Origin of the sequence: Bacteroides sp. AR29, assembly GCF_900217715.1 — a bacterium.
Lineage (GTDB): Bacteria > Bacteroidota > Bacteroidia > Bacteroidales > Bacteroidaceae > Bacteroides > Bacteroides uniformis.
This window is the reverse complement of sequence record NZ_OBMS01000021.1, coordinates 53,563-72,044: the sequence shown is the minus strand read 5'-3', so window position 1 is coordinate 72,044 and position 18,482 is coordinate 53,563. Positions and strand designations below refer to the sequence as shown.

Sequence of the window (18,482 nt, the reverse complement as noted above, 5' to 3'; positions counted from 1 at the left end):
TGGCTTTTGATACATTCCCTAATGCATTTAACTCTCCCCGGTACCGCCGGAAACTGTCCCTTTTTATACTAAGCAGTAATCTTACCACAGCCGTAGTAAGAAAATAACATTGCTGTGGTAAGCAAGTTGCATAGCTGTGGTAAGAAAACAGCACGGTTGTAGTAAGAATAGCTTTTAGTATCCTTGTGGATAGTTCTAGCCTGAAATTAAAGCTGTTTTTAGTAAAAAAACGTTTTTCTGTCACATTATCCCTGATAATTCCTTTACTTTTTCTACTTTTGCAAATCATTTATTAAAGTCTATACGGATTTATATGCAAGAGAAGATTATTATTCTTGATTTCGGTTCGCAAACCACGCAGCTCATCGGCCGCCGGCTGCGCGAATTGAATGTCTATTGCGAGATTGTACCTTACAACAAATTTCCATACGGAGATGAGAGTGTAAAAGGAGTTATCCTTTCGGGTAGCCCCTTTTCTGTTTATGATAAGAGTGCATTCAAGGTAGATTTGAGCGGGATTCGTGGGAAATACCCCATTCTGGGTATCTGCTACGGTGCGCAGTTTATCTCCTACAGCAACGGTGGACGGGTGGAGCCGGCAGGAACCCGCGAGTACGGACGTGCCCATCTCGGTTCTTTCGATTCGGAGAATGTCCTTTTCAAAGGGGTAAGGAAGAATACCCAAGTATGGATGAGCCATGGAGACACGATTACAGCCATTCCCGACAACTTCAAGATTATAGCTTCTACGGACAAGGTAGCGATTGCTGCTTACCAGGTGTCCGGCGAGGAGATGTGGGGAGTGCAGTTCCATCCGGAAGTATTTCATAGCGAGGACGGTACGCAGATGCTGCGCAACTTCGTGGTGGACGTATGCGGTTGCAGCCAGAGCTGGAGCGCCGCATCGTTTGTAGATACTACTGTGGCCGAACTGAAGGAGCAGCTTGGCAACGACCGAGTTATCCTGGGACTGAGTGGCGGTGTGGATTCTTCGGTAGCCGCCGTGTTGCTGCATCGTGCCATTGGCAAGAACTTGACCTGTATCTTTGTGGACCACGGACTGCTTCGCAAGAATGAGTTCAAGAATGTGATGCACGACTACGAATGCCTGGGACTGAACGTGATTGGCGTGGATGCCAGCGAGAAGTTCTTCAAGGATTTGGAGGGAGTGACCGAGCCTGAGCAAAAGCGTAAAATCATCGGCCGCGATTTTATCGAGGTCTTCGATGCCGAAGCGCACAAGATAACCGATGCCCGTTGGTTGGCACAAGGCACCATTTATCCCGACCGCATCGAGAGCCTAAACATTACGGGCAAGACCATCAAGAGCCATCACAACGTGGGCGGTCTGCCCGAGGAGATGAACCTCCGTCTGTGCGAACCGTTGCAGTGGCTGTTCAAGGACGAAGTACGCCGCGTGGGACGCGAATTGGGAATGCCCGAACATTTGATTACCCGTCATCCTTTCCCCGGTCCGGGACTGGCTGTCCGCATCCTGGGGGATATAACACCGGAGAAGGTGCATACTTTGCAGGAAGCCGACGATATTTTCATTCAGGGCTTGCGTGACTGGAAAGTGCAGGATGCCGACGGCAACGAGACATCGCTCTACCATCAGGTCTGGCAGGCGGGCGTCATTCTTCTGCCCGTACAGAGTGTGGGCGTGATGGGCGACGAACGCACCTATGAACGTGCAGTGGCCTTGCGTGCCGTCACTTCCACCGATGCCATGACAGCCGACTGGGCGCATCTGCCCTACGAATTCCTGGGTAAGGTGTCCAACGACATTATAAATAAGGTGAAAGGTGTGAACCGCGTGACCTATGACATCTCTTCAAAACCACCCAGCACAATAGAATGGGAATAAGACCTACTGAAATTATTAACTTAAAAACAATATAGAAGAATGAAGCAGGATATGATTGTGATTCTGGATTTGGGAAGCCATGAGAACACAGTGCTTGCCCGGGCGATTCGTGCGTTGGGAGTATATAGCGAAATCTACCCGCACGACATTACTGCCGCCGAACTGAAGGCCTTGCCGAATGTGAAAGGCATCATCATCAACGGCGGCCCCAACAATGTGGTTGACGGGGTGTCCATCGACGTGTTGCCCGAGATTTACGAAGCGGGATTCCCCGTAATGGCTGCCGGACACGACAAGGCGCTGTGCGAAGTGAAGCTGCCGCAGTTTACGGATGATGTGGAAGCCATCAAGGAGGCTGTGAAATCTTTCGTATTCGATACTTGCAAGGCTGAGGCGAACTGGAACATGACGAATTTCGTCAACGACCAGGTGGAGTTGATACGTCGTCAGGTGGGCGACCGTAAGGTGCTGCTGGCACTGTCCGGTGGTGTGGATAGCTCCGTGGTGGCCGCTTTGCTGCTGAAAGCCATCGGAGACAAGCTGGTTTGCGTACACGTGAACCACGGACTGATGCGTAAGGGCGAATCGGAAGCCGTGGTGGAAATCTTTGGCAAGGAGCTGAAAGCTAACTTGATATACGTGGATGCTACAGACCGTTTCCTCTCCAAGCTGGAAAACGTGGCTGACCCGGAAGAAAAGCGCAAGATTATCGGCGGAGAGTTTATCCGTGTCTTTGAGGAAGAAGCCCGCAAGCTGGACGGTATCGACTTCTTGGGACAAGGTACCATCTATCCCGATATTGTAGAGAGTGGCACAAAAACAGCCAAGATGGTGAAGTCTCATCACAACGTAGGCGGTCTGCCCGAGGATTTGCAGTTTGAATTGGTGGAGCCGTTGCGCCAGCTGTTCAAGGACGAAGTACGTGCATGCGGTGTAGAGCTTGGATTGCCGTACGAGATGGTTTACCGTCAGCCGTTCCCCGGTCCCGGATTGGGAGTACGTTGTCTGGGAGCCATTACCCGTGACCGCTTGGAGGCTGTACGCGAGTCGGATGCCATTCTGCGTGAGGAATTCCAACTGGCAGGCCTGGATAAGAAGGTATGGCAGTATTTCACTGTGGTGCCCGATTTCAAATCTGTGGGTGTACGCGACAATGCACGTTCGTTCGACTGGCCCGTCATTATCCGTGCCGTCAACACAGTGGATGCCATGACCGCTACCATTGAGCCGGTGGACTGGCCCATCCTAATGAAGATTACCGACCGTATTCTCAAGGAAGTGAAAACCGTCAATCGCGTTTGTTATGATATGTCTCCGAAACCCAATGCGACTATCGAGTGGGAGTGAGATTGACCAATGATAATGATAGCCTCACCTTAAAAACGGTGGGGCTGTTTTTTTTATAACAAAACAACAAAGAATAGAACAATGAAACTTTTATGTATGATTGCTGTCTTTTTGTGCATCCCCTGGGTAGCCTCTGACGCACAGAAGCAGGACTGGGGAAATTTGAAACGCTATGCAGAGGCAAACAAGGAACTGGTACGGAAGGGAAAACAGAAGGACCGGGTGGTTTTTATGGGCAACTCCATCACGGAAGGATGGGTGGCAAACGATGCCGCTTTCTTTGAAGACAACGGTTATGTGGGCCGTGGTATAGGCGGGCAGACTTCTTCCCATTTCCTGCTCCGTTTTCGCGAAGATGTCATCAAGCTTGCTCCGGCGCTGGTCGTGATAAATGCAGGTACCAATGACATTGCGGAAAATGCAGGCGCTTATAATGAAGAATACACTTTTGGAAATATAGTGTCTATGGTAGAGCTGGCACGGGCCAATAAGATAAAGGTGATTTTGACGTCTGTGTTGCCTGCCGCTGCCTTTGGCTGGAATCCTTCGGTGAAGGATGCTCCGCAAAAGATAATGCAGCTGAATGCCAGAATCCGGAAGTATGCCCAGGAAAACAAGATTCCTTATGTCGACTATTACAGTGAGATGGTGGAAGGCGACAATAAGGCTCTGAACTCCTCGTATACCCGGGATGGGGTACACCCCACTCTAGAAGGGTATAAAGTGATGGAAGCCTTGATAAAGAAAGCGATAGACAAGGTGTTGTAGGAAATCCCGGTTCAGGTGGCCTATAAGAGCTTTTCTGCGTCGGGAATCATCATCTCGCCTCTGTGCAGTTCGAGCAGGCCTTTCTCCTGCATGCTGTTCAACGCTCTTGATACTCCCATACGGGTATCATTGACCACCTGAGCCAATTCTTCCATTTTTATTTTCAGTATTTTCCTGCCTGACGGACGTTCGATATGTGTCAGGATAAAGTTGCCGATACGTTTCTCAAGGTTGTCGGTGCTTTCTGCCCAAAGACGGCTGTTTAGGCTTTGGGCGCGGTTGCTGATGATATTCATGTAATTCAGGCGGAATATGTCATATTTGAACAATTCGCTCATGACGAAAGCCTTGCTGATGCTCACTGTGTGGGTCTCGGTTTGGGCGGTATAGGCCGAGACGTAGGAGGTGCTCATCCCGAACAGAGATTGTGGCTCGATGACATAAGGTGCCTGAAAATATTCCGTGGAGCTGTATGATGTATTCGCAGATGAAGTACATGAGGAGATTTCACCTTTCAATACGAATATCAGTTTACTGCATGTGTCACCGGCTTTCACGATAACTTCGCCGGCTTTATGCTTTGTAAAGCTCAGCTTGACTTTCCCCAGGATATTGGTAAAGTCTTCTTGTGCGAGTCCTTGAAAGAGTGGCAGTTGCAGTAATGTATCAAACATTGTATTCATAATGCTTTTTCTTCTTGTTTTGAAACAAAAGTAGATATTATCAAGGTGTACTGTAAACTCTTTGCCCCTCTTTTTGTTTTTTTTATTGTTTCTTAAACGTGCTATTCAATCCTTGTAGACGAATCCTCATCCTTCTCCTCTTCCTTCTTATCGTCCTCATCCTCATTGTTTTCCTCATCTTCGTCTTCCTCTTCGTCTTCCTCTCCGGCAAACGGATCGGGCCGTTGGGGACCGTATTCCATAAAGCCTATGGCGCATAGCGTGCCTGCTATGGCTCCGCTAAGGTGTCCTTCCCAGGAAGTGGTGGCTTTGGCAAATTGTGGGAACATATTCCATACCAGGCCGCCATATAGGAACGTTATCAACAGTGAAATGGCGATAAGCGGTACATGTTTGCGCAGAATGCCGCTGAAGAACAGAAAAAAAGCCAGTCCGTATATGATGCCGCTGGCTCCGATATGCCATCCCGGTTTCCCTATAAGAAAGGTAAGCGCACCGCATCCTATCCAAATGGCAAAGAAGATGTAGGGGGCTATATGCCGGTAGAAATAGAACAGACACCACATCAGGAAAAAGAGTGGAATCGTATTGGCGAACAGATGCTTGAAACTGCTGTGTACCAGTGGATGTGCGAAAATTCCGAACACGCCCCGCTGTTCCATCGGATATACTCCCAGTCGTGTGAAGTTCCAATCCATGCCTGTCTCCAAAAACTTTAAAATGTATAAAATGAATAGCAGGAATAGGGGTATAACCGCCGCCAATGCCATTCTGCGTATATCATGCTTCATATTTCGTACAGTGATTGCTATTTTTGTACAATACTACGGAATATTTGACGAAAACCGAAAAAAAACTGACTTTTTATTTTGCCTATAAGCTTTAATTCGTATTTTTGGGCATCGCTACATGGCTTGTAGCGCATATACCGAAATAATTAACCTTTAAATAATGCACAACTATGAGTTATTTACGATTTGACAAGACCCTGATGATTAATCTGCAAGAATCTTTGCCAAGGGAGATATTGCGGACGAATAGGTCGGGAGCCTATCATTGTACAACAATTGTAGATTGTAACACACGCAAATATCACGGTCTGTTGGTGATACCGGTCCCCAACCTCGATGATGAAAACCATGTGCTGCTGTCTTCTTTGGATGAAACTGTAATTCAGCACGGTGCGGAGTTCAACCTGGGGTTGCATAAGTATCAAGGAAACCACTTCAGTCCTAACGGGCACAAGTATATCCGAGAGTTTGACTGTGAAAATATCCCCACAACTACCTATCGTGTAGGAGGCGTCATCCTTCGTAAGGAAAAGATTTTCGTACACCATGAAAATCGGATTCTGATTCGTTATACCTTGGTCGATGCCCATTCGGCAACCACACTTCGTTTCCGCCCTTTCCTGGCATTCCGCAGTGTGCGCGAGTACACGCACGAAAATGCGCAGGCAAGCCGCGACTACCAGTTGGTAGAGAATGGCATTAAAACCTGCATGTATCCCGGTTATCCGGAGTTATTCATGCAGCTCAACAAAAAGAATGAGTTCCACTTCCAGCCTGACTGGTATCGTGGTATCGAGTATCCCAAAGAACAGGAACGCGGATATGACTTCAACGAAGACCTTTATGTGCCGGGATATTTTGAAGTGGATATAAAGAAAGGGGAAAGCGTTGTCTTCTCCGCCGGTATCTCCGAGATTTCTCCCCGCAAGCTGAAGCAGACTTTTGAGTCCGAGGTGGCCGACCGCACTCCGCGTGACAGTTTCTACCACTGTCTGAAAAACTCGGCGCACCAGTTCCACAACAAGCAGGGCGAGGAGCATTATGTGCTTGCAGGCTATCCCTGGTTCAAGTGTCGCGCCCGTGACTTGTTCATCTCCCTGCCGGGTCTTACTTTGGCCTTAGGCGAGCAAGATGAATTTGAAGACGTGATGAAAACAGCCGAAAAGGCTATCCGTGAGTTTATCAATGGAGAACCTTCCTCCTATAAGATATACGAGATGGAGCATCCGGATGTGCTGCTGTGGGCTGTCTGGGCTTTACAGCAGTATGCCAAGGAGACTTCGCGTGAAAATTGCCGGCAGATGTACGGTAATCTTCTCGAGGAGATTGTTGACTATATCCATGAACGCAGGCATGACAATCTCTTCCTGCACGAAAACGGACTGTTGTATACCAATGGCACCGAGAAAGCGGTTACCTGGATGAACTCTACCGCCAATGGCCGCCCGGTTATTCCACGTACGGGCTACATTGTAGAAGTGAATGCACTGTGGTACAATGCCCTGCGTTTTGTAGCCGATATGGTTCGGGAGGGGGGCAATGAAATTCTTGCCGATACACTGGACGCTCAGGCAGAAATCACCGGAAAGTCTTTCGTAGACGTCTTCCGCAATGAGTATGGCTATCTGTTCGACTATGTGGATGGTTATATGATGGACTGGAGCGTACGTCCCAACATGATATTTACCGTTGCCTTTGACTATTCTCCGTTGGATAGGGCCCAGAAGAAACAGGTGCTTGATATTGTGACGAAAGAACTGTTGACTCCGAAGGGCTTGCGTACACTGAGCCCCAAGAGTGGCGGATACAATCCGAATTATGTAGGTCCTCAGATTCAAAGAGATTATGCCTATCATCAGGGTACGGCATGGCCGTGGCTGATGGGTTTCTACATGGAAGCATATCTGCGTATCTATAAAGTGAGTGGCGTGTCGTTTGTAGAGAGATACCTCATCGGTATGGAAGATGAAATGACTTCCCACTGTATTGGCGCATTGCCCGAACTCTTCGATGGTAATCCTCCGTTTGTTGGAAGAGGGGCGGTGTCATTTGCCATGAATACGGCGGAAATCCTGCGTATCTTGAAGTTATTGTCTAAGTATAATTTATAATAGGAGGAACGAAGATGAAAGTTTTAATGTTTGGATGGGAATTTCCTCCCAAAATATATGGTGGTCTTGCGGTTGCTTCTTATGGAATAACTAAGGGATTAAGTTTGCAGGGTGATGTGGAAACTACTTTCTGCATGCCCAAGCCGACGGGCGAAGAAGAGGACTTCTTGAAGATAGTGGGCATGAACCAGGTGCCTATCGTGTGGCGTGATGTCGATTACAATTATTTGAAGTCGAGGCTGACGCGCAACATGACGCCGGAAGATTATTATTCTTTTCGTGACCATATCTATTCGGATTTCTCTTATATGCACGTCAATGACATAGGCTGCATGGACTTTGCCGGCGGTTATCCCGGCAACCTGCACGAAGAGATAAACAACTTCTCGGTGATTGCCGGAGTAGTGGCTCGCCAGCAGGAATTTGATATTATTCATGCCCACGACTGGCTGACGTATCCCGCCGGAGTGCATGCCAAGATGGTGAGCGGAAAGCCGCTCTGCATCCATGTCCATGCTACTGACTTTGACCGTTCACGTGGAAAAGTCAATCCTACCGTCTATTCTATGGAGAAGAACGGTATGGATTATGCCGACTGCATCATGTGCGTGTCCGAACTGACCCGCCGCACGGTTATTGAGCAGTACCATCAGAACCCCAAGAAGGTGTTTGCCATGCACAATGCCGTCTATCCTCTCTCGCAGGAATACCAGGACATTCCACGTCCCGACCATTCCAAAGAGAAGATTGTGACATTCCTGGGCCGTATCACCATGCAGAAGGGACCGGAATACTTTGTGGAAGCAGCTTCGCTGGTATTGCAGCGTGCCCGCAACATCCGCTTTGTTATGGCCGGTTCGGGAGATATGATGGATGCCATGATTAATCTGGCAGCCGAGCGGGGCATCGCCGACCGGTTCCACTTCCCGGGCTTCATGAAGGGAAAGCAGGTATATGAGGTTTACAAGAACAGTGATGTATTCGTTATGCCTTCCGTTTCCGAGCCTTTCGGTATCGCTCCGCTGGAAGCCATGCAGTGTGGGACTCCTTCCATCATTTCCAAGCAGTCGGGATGCGGTGAAATTCTTGATAAGGTCATTAAGACCGATTATTGGGACATTCATGCAATGGCCGATGCCATTTATTCCCTCTGCACTAATCCCGCTCTCTTCCAATATCTGCAGGAGGAAGGCAGGAAAGAAGTGGATGGAATCACGTGGGAAAAAGTAGGCTTGAGAATCCGCGCCCTCTACGAGGATGTGTTAAGAAACTATGGTAAATAACAAAAACAATAATAGAAATGAGAACTATCTGTCTTTATTTTGAAATACATCAAATCATTCATCTGAAACGTTACCGTTTCTTTGATATAGGTACCGATCATTATTACTACGATGATTATGCCAATGAAACCAGTATCAATGATGTAGCCGAACGCTCTTATATCCCGGCATTGAACACCTTGATTGAAATGGTGAAGAATTCCGGAGGTGCGTTTAAAGTGGCTTTCTCCATCTCGGGGGTTGCGCTGGAGCAGTTGGAAATATATGCACCGGCTGTCATCGACTTGTTGCACCAGCTGAATGATACCGGTTGCTGTGAGTTCCTTGCCGAGCCTTATTCCCATGGCCTTTCTTCTCTGGCCAACGAGGATTGCTTCAAGGAAGAGGTGATGCGTCAGAGCGCTAAGATGAAGCAAATGTTCGGTAAGGCGCCGAAGGTGTTCCGTAATTCCAGCCTGATTTATAATGATGAGATTGGTGCGATGGTGGCAGCTTTGGGATTCAAGGGTATGCTGACGGAAGGAGCCAAGCATGTTCTGGGTTGGAAGAGTCCGCACTATGTATACCATTGCTCTATGAATCCTAACTTGAAGTTACTGTTGCGTGATTTTAAGCTGTCTGACGACATCAGCCTGCGCTTCTCCAACTCCGAGTGGAACGAGTATCCTTTGTTTGCCGACAAGTACATCAACTGGATTGACGCTCTGCCGCAGGAAGAGCAGGTCATCAATGTCTTTATGGAACTCTCTGCTCTGGGTATGGCACAGCCGTTGTCTTCCAATATTCTGGAATTCCTGAAGGCTCTTCCATACTGTGCCAAGGAAAAGGGGATTACTTTCTCCACACCGACGGAAATCGTTACCAAACTGAAATCTGTTTCCCAGTTGGATGTTCCATACCCGATGTCTTGGGTGGACGAAGAAAGAGATACCAGCTGTTGGCTGGGTAATGTGATGCAGCGTGAAGCATTCAACAAGCTGTATAGTGTTGCCGAACGTGTCCATCTCTGTGATGACCGCCGTATCAAGCAAGACTGGGATTATCTGCAGGCAAGTAACAACTTCCGTTTCATGACTACCAAGCAAAGCGGTGTCGGTTTGAACCGTGGCATTTATGAATCTCCTTTTGATGCTTTTACCAATTATATGAATATTCTTGGTGACTTTATCAAACGTGTCGATTCTCTCTATCCGGTGGATATAGATAATGAAGAGCTGAATGCATTGCTGACCACTATCCAGAACCAAGGTGCCGAGATAGAGGAACTGCATAAGGAATTGGAGAAAGCACAGGCCAAGTTAGAGAAGATAAAGGCTGCAGAAAAGAAAGAGAGCAAGGCTACAGCTAAATCTGCCGCAGAAAAACCGGCAAAGACCAAGGCTCCTGCCAAAAAGCCTGCCGCAAAGAAAACAACTAAAAAGGCTGCTGAATAATATCGGCAGCTTGTCCCATCAATCAAAAAAGCCTTCCGCTCAACAATGAGTGGAAGGCTTTTTTATGGAATATCTGTCAGTTACTTGTTGAAACTGGTGTATGTAACTTCTATTTTCAGCGGAGATTCCACTTCACCTTTTGCATTCTCTTTCGGGCCGCCTTTTAGTTTGGCATATCCCGGCTTAAGGTCGTTTTGGATACCGGTCATGGTTTTGTTACCGCTACTACTTGTACTGTTGTCATAGGTAATGGAAACCGGAATCAGCAATACCTTATCCCAGTCTTCATTTTCTTTGTTCCAAGTTTTCTCCCACTCTGTCTCATTCCAAGAACTGCCGGCTTTGTCTTTGGCGGCTTTCTTGGCAGCTTGTTTTTCGTTGATGCAAGTGGTAACCAAACGGGCTATGTTGCTGAATACATATTGATTAGTAGCAAATGCATTGTGGGTGGTTGTAAATGAGGTAATATTATCCCTGACTTTGTTCTCTTCAAAGAAGCTCTTCAAGTCCTGTTTACGTATCAACAGCACGTCATTGGGAGCACTCATGCTATATTCGTAGTCACTGTTTATATTGTAATTCGTGAAAGTCAGCTTCACGGCATTCAGGGTGTCATTGGTCAGTTTGTTGTATATTGAATCGTATGGCATGATAGCTTCGGTGAAGATACCGGCAGGAGATTTGATATAAGTGTGTTGGGGTTCGGCAGCCTTTTCCTTTATCAAATCAGAATTCATGAACTGGTTTGCCTGGATAACCTCTTTGGTAGAGGCAAATACAGTCTGCATGCTATAGAACAAAGAGTCTGTACCATCTTTTTTCTTCAGTGCTACACCGGTAGTATCATTTACGTGGTGGAAACGGAATTGCATATTTAAAGCCACATAATCCACATAGAGGATGGTTCCATCTCCGTAATCGCTCTTTACATATACTCCTTTGAAAATCTTGTCTATGAAAGTTGCGGCGTCTTTAAAGTATTCGGGATGCTCGCGATAAACCTTCAATATTCTGTCTTCGCCGAAAGTTTTCTTGTCCAATGGGAACGTCACATTGGGATAGAAAGTGTAATAACCGTTATTGTCCTTTTCAAATCTCACAGAGTCCGGAACAGACGTATCGAAAGCTGAATAAGCCTTACGTCCGAGCAGGGACTTGGGGTCGTACTTGTTGTAGTACTCTTCCGGATTGATATTGGTATAGCGATTTTTGTCCAGCTTCTTGTCCAATTCATAGATACTCATCCGGCATGCATTCAGGGAGTCGCCGAACCAACTGGAATAATAGACTGCAAGTTGCACTGAAACTACCGAGTCGGCAGTCATTGTACCAGTTGCCTTGATTGGATTTCCTTCACTGTCCCGTTCGGTCACTTTATACACTTCCGGAAGGGAGAAGTTTTCCGTACAGTTCAGCTCCGTAAGGAAACTTGTTTCGTAATAACCGAATTCCGGGTCGGAAAACTTGCCTATATAGCCGGTACTCGTTTTGGCAAATACAGAATCAACGGCAAATGAACGTGTTGTTACATTAAAAGTAGTAGTATGCGCTGACATGCCGTCAGAATCGGGCAACATACCCAGACCTAATGTTCCGGTGTTGTCATCGCATCCAAAGAAAGTCAGGACTGCCAAAAGCAATGTTCCCAGGTATCTTACTTTCATAGTTTTAACTGTCTAAATCGATTTTATTTTTGTTCTGTTTCCCATACCTTGTCGTAGAAGTCATTGCAGGCTTCAGCAAAGTTCTCGGGAGATTGATATTCCAATACCGGTTTTCCGGATTCGCGGGCATAGTTCAGTACTTCCTCATTGACGTGTTCGCTTTGCTGGATAATGCCGTCGGAGAAGTCAGCAGCCAGTTTGCAAAGTGCTGTGTAGTCAATGGGTTCCTTCAATCCTGCAATATCTTTCTTGGCGATGCCTTTCAACAATAGCTTGTTAGAGAAGTCTGCGTGGAAAGGTTGTTTGAAGTCATCTTCATAAAGGGAAAATATGACCTTGGCATCTCTGAAGGAAGGTTCGTCTTTATAGACTTTTTTGATGTACAGAGGCGCTAAAGCGGTCATCCAGCCGTGGCAGTGGATGATGTCGGGACACCAACGCAGTTTCTTCACCGTTTCCAGTACGCCGCGGGCATAGAAGATGGCACGGGCATCATTGTCTTCATACTCTTCACCATTTTCGTCTGTTACCTGCAAGCGGTTCTGGAAGTAGTCATCGTTGTCGATGAAGTATACTTGCATACGTGCAGACTGGATAGAGGCAACCTTGATGATGAGCGGGTGATCGGTATCGTCAATGATGAGGTTCATGCCGGAGAGTCGTATCACCTCATGCAGCTGGTTTCTGCGTTCGTTGATATTTCCCCATTTGGGCATAAACGTTCTGATTTCTCTGCCTTTTTCTTGAATAGCCTGAGGTAGGTTTCTGCCTACGAGGGACATTTCGGATTCTGAAACGTAAGGGGTAATTTCTTGGGTTATAAATAAAACCTTGTTCGCCTTTGTCATAATAACAATGTTCTCAATTATTCTGCAAAGATATAAAAAAAATCGGGCAATAAAGCAAACGGAGCCCGTCTATAATTCCTTATGAATTGTTAACTGCTTGTTATTCAGTGAGACAGCTGCTTCTGGAATTGCCGGAAAGTGTACTGAGTTTTGCATTAATTTGCGATATTTCTTCTTTATATGCTAAATAATGGTTTATTTTGCACCGCTTTTGCGAACAACCAAGTTATTATATAACCAATTAAAATGGAAATAGTACATACTATCAAGGACTTGCAGGCCGGACTTTCGGCTTTGAGAGCCCAAGGAAAGAAGGTAGGTCTGGTGCCAACGATGGGTGCCTTGCATGCCGGTCATGCCTCATTGGTGAAACGTTGTGTGGCAGAAAACGACGCTGCCGTAGTAAGCGTTTTTGTAAATCCGACCCAGTTTAATGACAAGAATGATTTAGTGAAATATCCCCGTACGCCGGAGGCTGATTGCCGTTTGCTGGAGGAGTGTGGAGCGGCATTTGTCTTTGCACCTTCAGTGGAAGAGATGTATCCGGAACCGGATACCCGCCGTTTCAGCTATGCGCCGCTGGACACAGTGATGGAAGGGGCATTCCGTCCGGGACATTTTAACGGTGTCTGCCAGATTGTGAGCAAACTGTTTGATGCTGTGCAGCCGGATCGTGCCTACTTCGGCGAGAAAGATTTCCAGCAGCTGGCAATTATTCGCGAGATGGTCTGCCAGATGAAGTATCCTTTGGAAATTGTAGGGTGTCCGATTGTGCGTGAGGAAGACGGGTTGGCTCTGAGCAGTCGCAATGCCCGTTTATCTGCCGAAGAACGTAAAAATGCACTGAAAATTTCGCAGACTTTATTTGAAAGTCGTACCTTTGGAGCTTCACATACGGTAGCTGAGACACAGAAGTTTGTGGAAGACACCATCGCAGCCGCCCCCGGATTGCGTTTGGAATACTTTGAACTGGTAGATGGCAGTACCTTACAGAAGATTGCCGATTGGGAGGAAACTTCTTATGCTGTGGGCTGCATCACAGTATTCTGTGGGGAAGTACGTCTGATTGATAATATCAAGTACAAAGAGCCTGTTGCCTTGTAATTTGTAATTTATAATTAGTAATTCGTAATTTATAAAGATATGATGATTGAAGTGTTGAAGTCGAAAATCCATTGTGCCCGCGTCACGGAAGCGAACCTGAATTATATGGGAAGCATTACGATTGATGAAGATTTGATGGATGCCGCCAACATGATTGCCGGCGAGAAGGTGTATATCGCCGACAATAATAACGGTGAACGTTTTGAAACCTACATTATTAAGGGCGAGCGTGGCTCTGGCAAAATTTGCCTGAACGGTGCGGCAGCCCGCAAGGTGCAACCTGATGACATCGTTATTATCATGTCCTACGCGCTGATGGACTTTGAAGAAGCCAAGTCGTTCAAGCCGACGGTGATTTTCCCCGACCCGGCAACGAACAAGGTGGTGAAGTAGTCTTTTTATTGAAATATGGAAATAGAGCCCCGTTTGCAATTTATCTGTAAACGGGGCTTTGTTTTTACTTCTGATTCTTTCCCGCAGGGTTCGTATGAGAATGAGGAGCCGATTTAATCTTGTCGAGTAAATACAGAATCTCAGTTTGGACATCGAAATTATATCTTTGGTAATCCTGATAGGTGGGCATCAAGTCTGGATAAAGTGTGTGGGCACACCGGTCTTTGCCCGGAAAGCATATTTGTATGGAGTTGGAGATAGAGCCTTGCATACCGGTATAGGGTAGCCGGAATAAGGTTTGTTCCATGTAGGTATTGGGGGCTTGTCCGCTGGGTATTCCTACAAGGGTAGCACCCATTTTCCACAGATAGAAAGTGTAGTGGAAAGCTGCACTGAAGGTATGTTCGTTGGTAATGACGTAAATGTGTTCCGGAGTATAGAGCGCCTTTCCTTGTTGCTTTCTCAATTCTTCCGGCACACTGGACATACAGTTCTCAATGAAGTCGGTCCGTCGCTGTTCTATGTTTGTGGTGTCTGCTTCGTCCGTACTGAAAGTGTAGTCACCGTAGGCATAGTCTGTTCCGTATGCTTGGTTGAAATCCTGTAAGTTTGTCTGTAGTTTTTGCATGTAGAGGGGAGAGATGATACGATAGAATTCTATATCCATATCCGTTTGCAGGAAGTGGTCGCCGAACAGTTGGTAAAGTGTGGGTAGGACAATTGGAGTCCAGCCGCCGCTATTGTTGCGCAAATCTATGATGAGGGTGGAGGAGGCTTCCTTCTTCATCTCTTTCAGCATATGGGCGAAAACTTCGGAAAGGGACGGGAGTTGCCGAATGGCTTGCAGGGTATCGGCGGGCATATCTTGTTTCAGGATATCCCGATAATAGAATCCTATTTGCCGGTATAAATCTTTCAGCCCTTGTTTTTGCATATACTCAAAATTATCCCGTGCCATGATACTGTTGATATTGATGAGCATTATTTGCTTGTCGTTGTCTATGAACTGATAGGCCAGTTGTTTGTCTGTATAAGCTTTCCAACTGTTATTGTGTTGCATGGGTGTGTTTTGCACTTCCTGCCTTGACAATAAGGGAAGGGTTAATCCTCTTGATTTGCCGTCGGGAGTAAGAAGTGAGAGGTGAAGGTTGTCTTTCATTTCAGGGAAAAGCTGTCTCAAGAAATGTTCCGTAGGCATGGACCTGCATAGATTGGCATAACGGTCATATAGGTTTTCACTGGCTTGGATAGCGGCAGTGCGGGCCAGTACCTCTTCTAAAGAATCTCCGTTGATGGTTGTGATACGGCTACCTAACAAGTCTTTGTACGTTTCAGGGATTCCTTGAAGTATAATGCCGTCGGGGATGGTGCGTACTTCCAGTGCCAGGTAACGCTGATTTGCTTGTTGATTGGCTGTGGGAGGTAAAAGGTAGGTATGTCCGTCTTGCAGATTGGATAGGAAAATGCTTACCTTATCAAAAAAGGTCTGTTTCGTACCGGGAGTCCGGCGTAACTCGTTCTCCAGATGGAAAGCTTGTTCGTAGAAGAATACTTTTCCTCCGAAGCCGCTGTAAGGGTCGGGATGGGTTGCTGCCAGTTCTTTTACCAGATACCGAAAGTCTGAGGCAAGGGAATCCCCGTTTAGGGGCTCTTGGGCGCTTGCCAATAGGGAAGCCAGACAGGGAAGGAGGGATAGATAAATACGTTTCATATTCTTGAAATATTTAAATTGTATGCTAGAAGGGGAAAGTAGAGGAAGAGGTTGTAGTAGAATAAAAAAGGTGGAGTTCGTATGTCTCCACCTTTCATGACAGATTCTTATTTTTTTAGCTGTTCGTTCATCGCTGCTGCTGCCTTTCGTCCGTCTCCCATGGCAAGGATTACGGTAGCACCTCCGCGGACAATGTCTCCTCCGGCAAAGATGGTCGGGATGGACGACTGCATGTTATCGTTGACGGCAATCGTTCCTTTCCGGCCCAATTCCAGTCCCTTGATGGAGCTTGGGACAATCGGGTTGGGAGATACACCTACGCTGACGATGGCAAGGTCAATGTCGATGGTTTCCGTGGCTCCGGGGATGGGTACGGGACTGCGGCGTCCGCTGGCATCCGGCTCACCCAGTTCCATTTTCTGAAGCACCACTTGTTTCACTTTTCCTTGTTCGTCGGCAATGTATTCGATTGGGTTGTGGAGGGTCAGGAATTCTACACCTTCTTCCTTGGCATGTTTCACCTCCTCGATACGTGCCGGCATTTCTTCTTCCGAACGACGGTAGATAATTAGGGCGCGCGCTGCACCGAGGCGGCGTGCAGTACGCACGGAGTCCATGGCAGTATTACCGCCGCCTATCACGGCTACACATTTGCCGAAGGGAACCGGTGTATCGGAATCTTCACTTGCCGCATCCATCAGGTTGACACGGGTCAGGTATTCATTGGACGAGAGGATATTGATGGAGTTCTCGCCGGGGATGTTCATAAAGTTGGGCAGTCCTGCACCGGAAGCTACGAATATGCCTTTGAAGCCTTCCTCTTCCAGTTGTTCCACGCTGAGCGTCTTGCCGATGATACAGTCCTTGACGAATTCTACTCCCATTTTGGCAAGGTTGTCAATTTCCACATCCACCACTTTGTTGGGCAGGCGGAACTCAGGAATGCCATATTTCAATACACCACCAATCTCGTGCAGTGCTTCGAAAACAGTCACGTCATAGCCATACTTCGCCATATCTCCGGCAAATGACAGACCGGCGGGACCCGAACCGATGACAGCTACTTTGATACCGTTCTTTTCCTTGATTTCAGGTATGGAGATTTGTCCGCTCTCCCGTTCGTAGTCAGCGGCAAAACGTTCCAGATAGCCGATGGCTACCGGCTTTTCGTTCATTTTCAGATGGATACATTTGGATTCGCACTGTTTCTCCTGCGGGCAGACGCGACCGCAGACGGCAGGCAGTGCACTGGTTTCTTTCAGTGTCTTGGCTGCTTCGAGGAATTCACCGCGCTCAATGTTCTTGATGAAGCGGGGGATGTCGATACCTACCGGACAACCTTCCGTACATCCGGGGTTGGCGCAGTCCAAGCAACGTTTGGCCTCTGTCAGCGCTTGTTCTTTCGTTAACCCTTGGTTGACTTCCTCCTTGCGGCTGTGCGAGCGGTATTCTGCATCGAGCTCGTTCATCTCCACGCGTGGAATGGCAGTCCGTTCTTTGGCTTTCATGGATTTGCGTAACTCCTGACGCCATGCAGCATTACGGCTTTTCTCATCTTCCATGTTTTCACCGGTAGCTTGGCAGGTCTGAGGTTCTTCCAGCTTGTGCATCTCCTCGCGTTCGATGTTTTTAAAAGCGCCCATACGCTTCAGCATCTCGTCGAAGTCCACTTGATGTCCGTCGAACTCAGGGCCGTCCACACATACAAATTTGGTCTTTCCTCCGATGGTGATTCGGCAGGCGCCACACATGCCGGTACCGTCAACCATAATCGTATTCAGGGATACATCCGTGGGGATTTCGTATTTCTTTGTCAGCAAACAAACAAATTTCATCATGATGGCGGGGCCGATGGCGAAACACTTGTTCACCTTCTCGCGCTTGATGACTTCTTCTACGCCTTCCGTCACCAGACCTTTTCGTCCGTAGGAACCGTCGTCGGTCATGATAATGACTTCGTCGGAGCTTTCGCGCATCTCCTTTTCAAGGATGATCAGTTCTTTGGTACGTCCTGCCAGTACGGTGATGACGCGGTTGCCGGCAGCTTTCAGCGCTTGCACGATAGGGAGCATGGGAGCTACGCCTACACCACCTCCGGCACAGACCACAGTACCGAAGTTGTCAATGTGCGTAGCTTGTCCCAACGGGCCGACAACATCCGTAATATAATCGCCTTCGTTCAGTTCGCAAAGACGGGTAGAGGAGAGCCCGACTTCCTGAACCACCAGTGTGATGGTTCCCTTTACCGGGTCGGCTTCCGCAATGGTAAGCGGCATACGTTCGCCTTTTTCGCCCACACGTACAATGACAAAGTGCCCTGCCTTACGTGATTTGGCAATCAATGGTGCTTCAATGACTAACTTAAAGACCTTTTCAGAAAAGTGTTCTTTGCTAATGATTTTATTCATTATCTAATAATTTTGTTGGTGTAATTACGCAATTACTGTCAGATTGATAGATTTTGCAAAGATAGGGGTTA

14 protein-coding genes are annotated in these 18,482 nt (G+C 47.3%); 8 read left to right on the top strand and 6 right to left on the bottom strand.

Translation table 11 applies throughout. The annotated features are described in order from the left end of the window. Positions 1–313: 313 nt before the first annotated feature. From guaA (CSD97_RS13650) to CSD97_RS13640, 3 genes are all read left to right on the top strand, one after another. Positions 314–1,867 (top strand): glutamine-hydrolyzing GMP synthase, encoded by a 1,554-nt coding sequence (gene guaA, locus CSD97_RS13650; RefSeq protein WP_005823593.1) that lies wholly within the window; start codon positions 314–316, stop codon positions 1,865–1,867. A gap of 39 nt (positions 1,868–1,906) precedes the next feature. Further along, positions 1,907–3,214, top strand: a complete 1,308-nt coding sequence (guaA, locus tag CSD97_RS13645; RefSeq protein WP_005823591.1) for a glutamine-hydrolyzing GMP synthase — start codon at positions 1,907–1,909, stop codon at positions 3,212–3,214. An 81-nt stretch (positions 3,215–3,295) separates the two neighbouring features. Continuing rightward, complete coding sequence (locus CSD97_RS13640; protein ID WP_005823589.1) at positions 3,296–3,982, top strand: SGNH/GDSL hydrolase family protein; 687 nt, start codon at positions 3,296–3,298, stop codon at positions 3,980–3,982. 20 nt (positions 3,983–4,002) lie between these two features. Here CSD97_RS13640 and CSD97_RS13635 read toward each other — a convergent pair whose 3' ends face one another. Next, on the bottom strand, positions 4,003–4,665 hold the full coding sequence (locus CSD97_RS13635; RefSeq protein ID WP_022401699.1) for a Crp/Fnr family transcriptional regulator: 663 nt from the start codon (positions 4,663–4,665) through the stop codon (positions 4,003–4,005). Positions 4,666–4,766: 101 nt separating this feature from the next. Then, a complete protein-coding gene (locus tag CSD97_RS13630) occupies positions 4,767–5,456 on the bottom strand; it encodes a rhomboid family intramembrane serine protease (RefSeq protein WP_005823585.1) in 690 nt (229 codons plus the stop codon). Positions 5,457–5,626: 170 nt separating this feature from the next. On the opposite strand from CSD97_RS13630, the gene CSD97_RS13625 reads away from it, so the two are divergent. The 3 genes from CSD97_RS13625 to CSD97_RS13615 are packed head-to-tail and all read left to right on the top strand — an operon-like array spanning position 5,627 to position 10,283. Next, positions 5,627–7,567, top strand: coding sequence for a glycogen debranching enzyme N-terminal domain-containing protein (locus CSD97_RS13625; RefSeq protein ID WP_005823580.1), 1,941 nt, complete (start codon positions 5,627–5,629; stop codon positions 7,565–7,567). A 14-nt stretch (positions 7,568–7,581) separates the two neighbouring features. Further along, a complete protein-coding gene (locus tag CSD97_RS13620) occupies positions 7,582–8,850 on the top strand; it encodes a glycosyltransferase family 4 protein (protein WP_005823578.1) in 1,269 nt (422 codons plus the stop codon). A 17-nt stretch (positions 8,851–8,867) separates the two neighbouring features. Further along, positions 8,868–10,283: a glycoside hydrolase family 57 protein gene (locus CSD97_RS13615; RefSeq protein ID WP_005823576.1), complete on the top strand. Its 1,416-nt coding sequence runs from the start codon at positions 8,868–8,870 to the stop codon at positions 10,281–10,283. Positions 10,284–10,363: 80 nt separating this feature from the next. On the opposite strand, the gene CSD97_RS13610 is transcribed toward CSD97_RS13615, so the two are convergent. Together CSD97_RS13610 and CSD97_RS13605 are read right to left on the bottom strand one after the other, a co-directional pair. Next, complete coding sequence (locus CSD97_RS13610) at positions 10,364–11,947, bottom strand: DUF4270 domain-containing protein (RefSeq protein WP_005835469.1); 1,584 nt, start codon at positions 11,945–11,947, stop codon at positions 10,364–10,366. 23 nt (positions 11,948–11,970) lie between these two features. Beyond that, positions 11,971–12,795 (bottom strand): glycogen/starch synthase, encoded by an 825-nt coding sequence (locus CSD97_RS13605; RefSeq protein ID WP_009037059.1) that lies wholly within the window; start codon positions 12,793–12,795, stop codon positions 11,971–11,973. A gap of 246 nt (positions 12,796–13,041) precedes the next feature. Here CSD97_RS13605 and panC point away from each other — a divergent pair, with 246 nt between their 5' ends. Together panC and panD are read left to right on the top strand one after the other, a co-directional pair. Continuing rightward, positions 13,042–13,899, top strand: coding sequence for a pantoate--beta-alanine ligase (panC, locus tag CSD97_RS13600; RefSeq protein WP_022401698.1), 858 nt, complete (start codon positions 13,042–13,044; stop codon positions 13,897–13,899). A gap of 39 nt (positions 13,900–13,938) precedes the next feature. Continuing rightward, positions 13,939–14,292: an aspartate 1-decarboxylase gene (gene panD, locus CSD97_RS13595; protein WP_005823568.1), complete on the top strand. Its 354-nt coding sequence runs from the start codon at positions 13,939–13,941 to the stop codon at positions 14,290–14,292. Between the two features lie 64 nt (positions 14,293–14,356). On the opposite strand, the gene CSD97_RS13590 is transcribed toward panD, so the two are convergent. Continuing rightward, a complete protein-coding gene (locus tag CSD97_RS13590; RefSeq protein ID WP_022401697.1) occupies positions 14,357–16,003 on the bottom strand; it encodes a S41 family peptidase in 1,647 nt (548 codons plus the stop codon). A gap of 107 nt (positions 16,004–16,110) precedes the next feature. After that, a complete protein-coding gene (locus CSD97_RS13585) occupies positions 16,111–18,411 on the bottom strand; it encodes a bifunctional dihydroorotate dehydrogenase B NAD binding subunit/NADPH-dependent glutamate synthase (protein WP_005835472.1) in 2,301 nt (766 codons plus the stop codon). Positions 18,412–18,482: the final 71 nt, after the last annotated feature.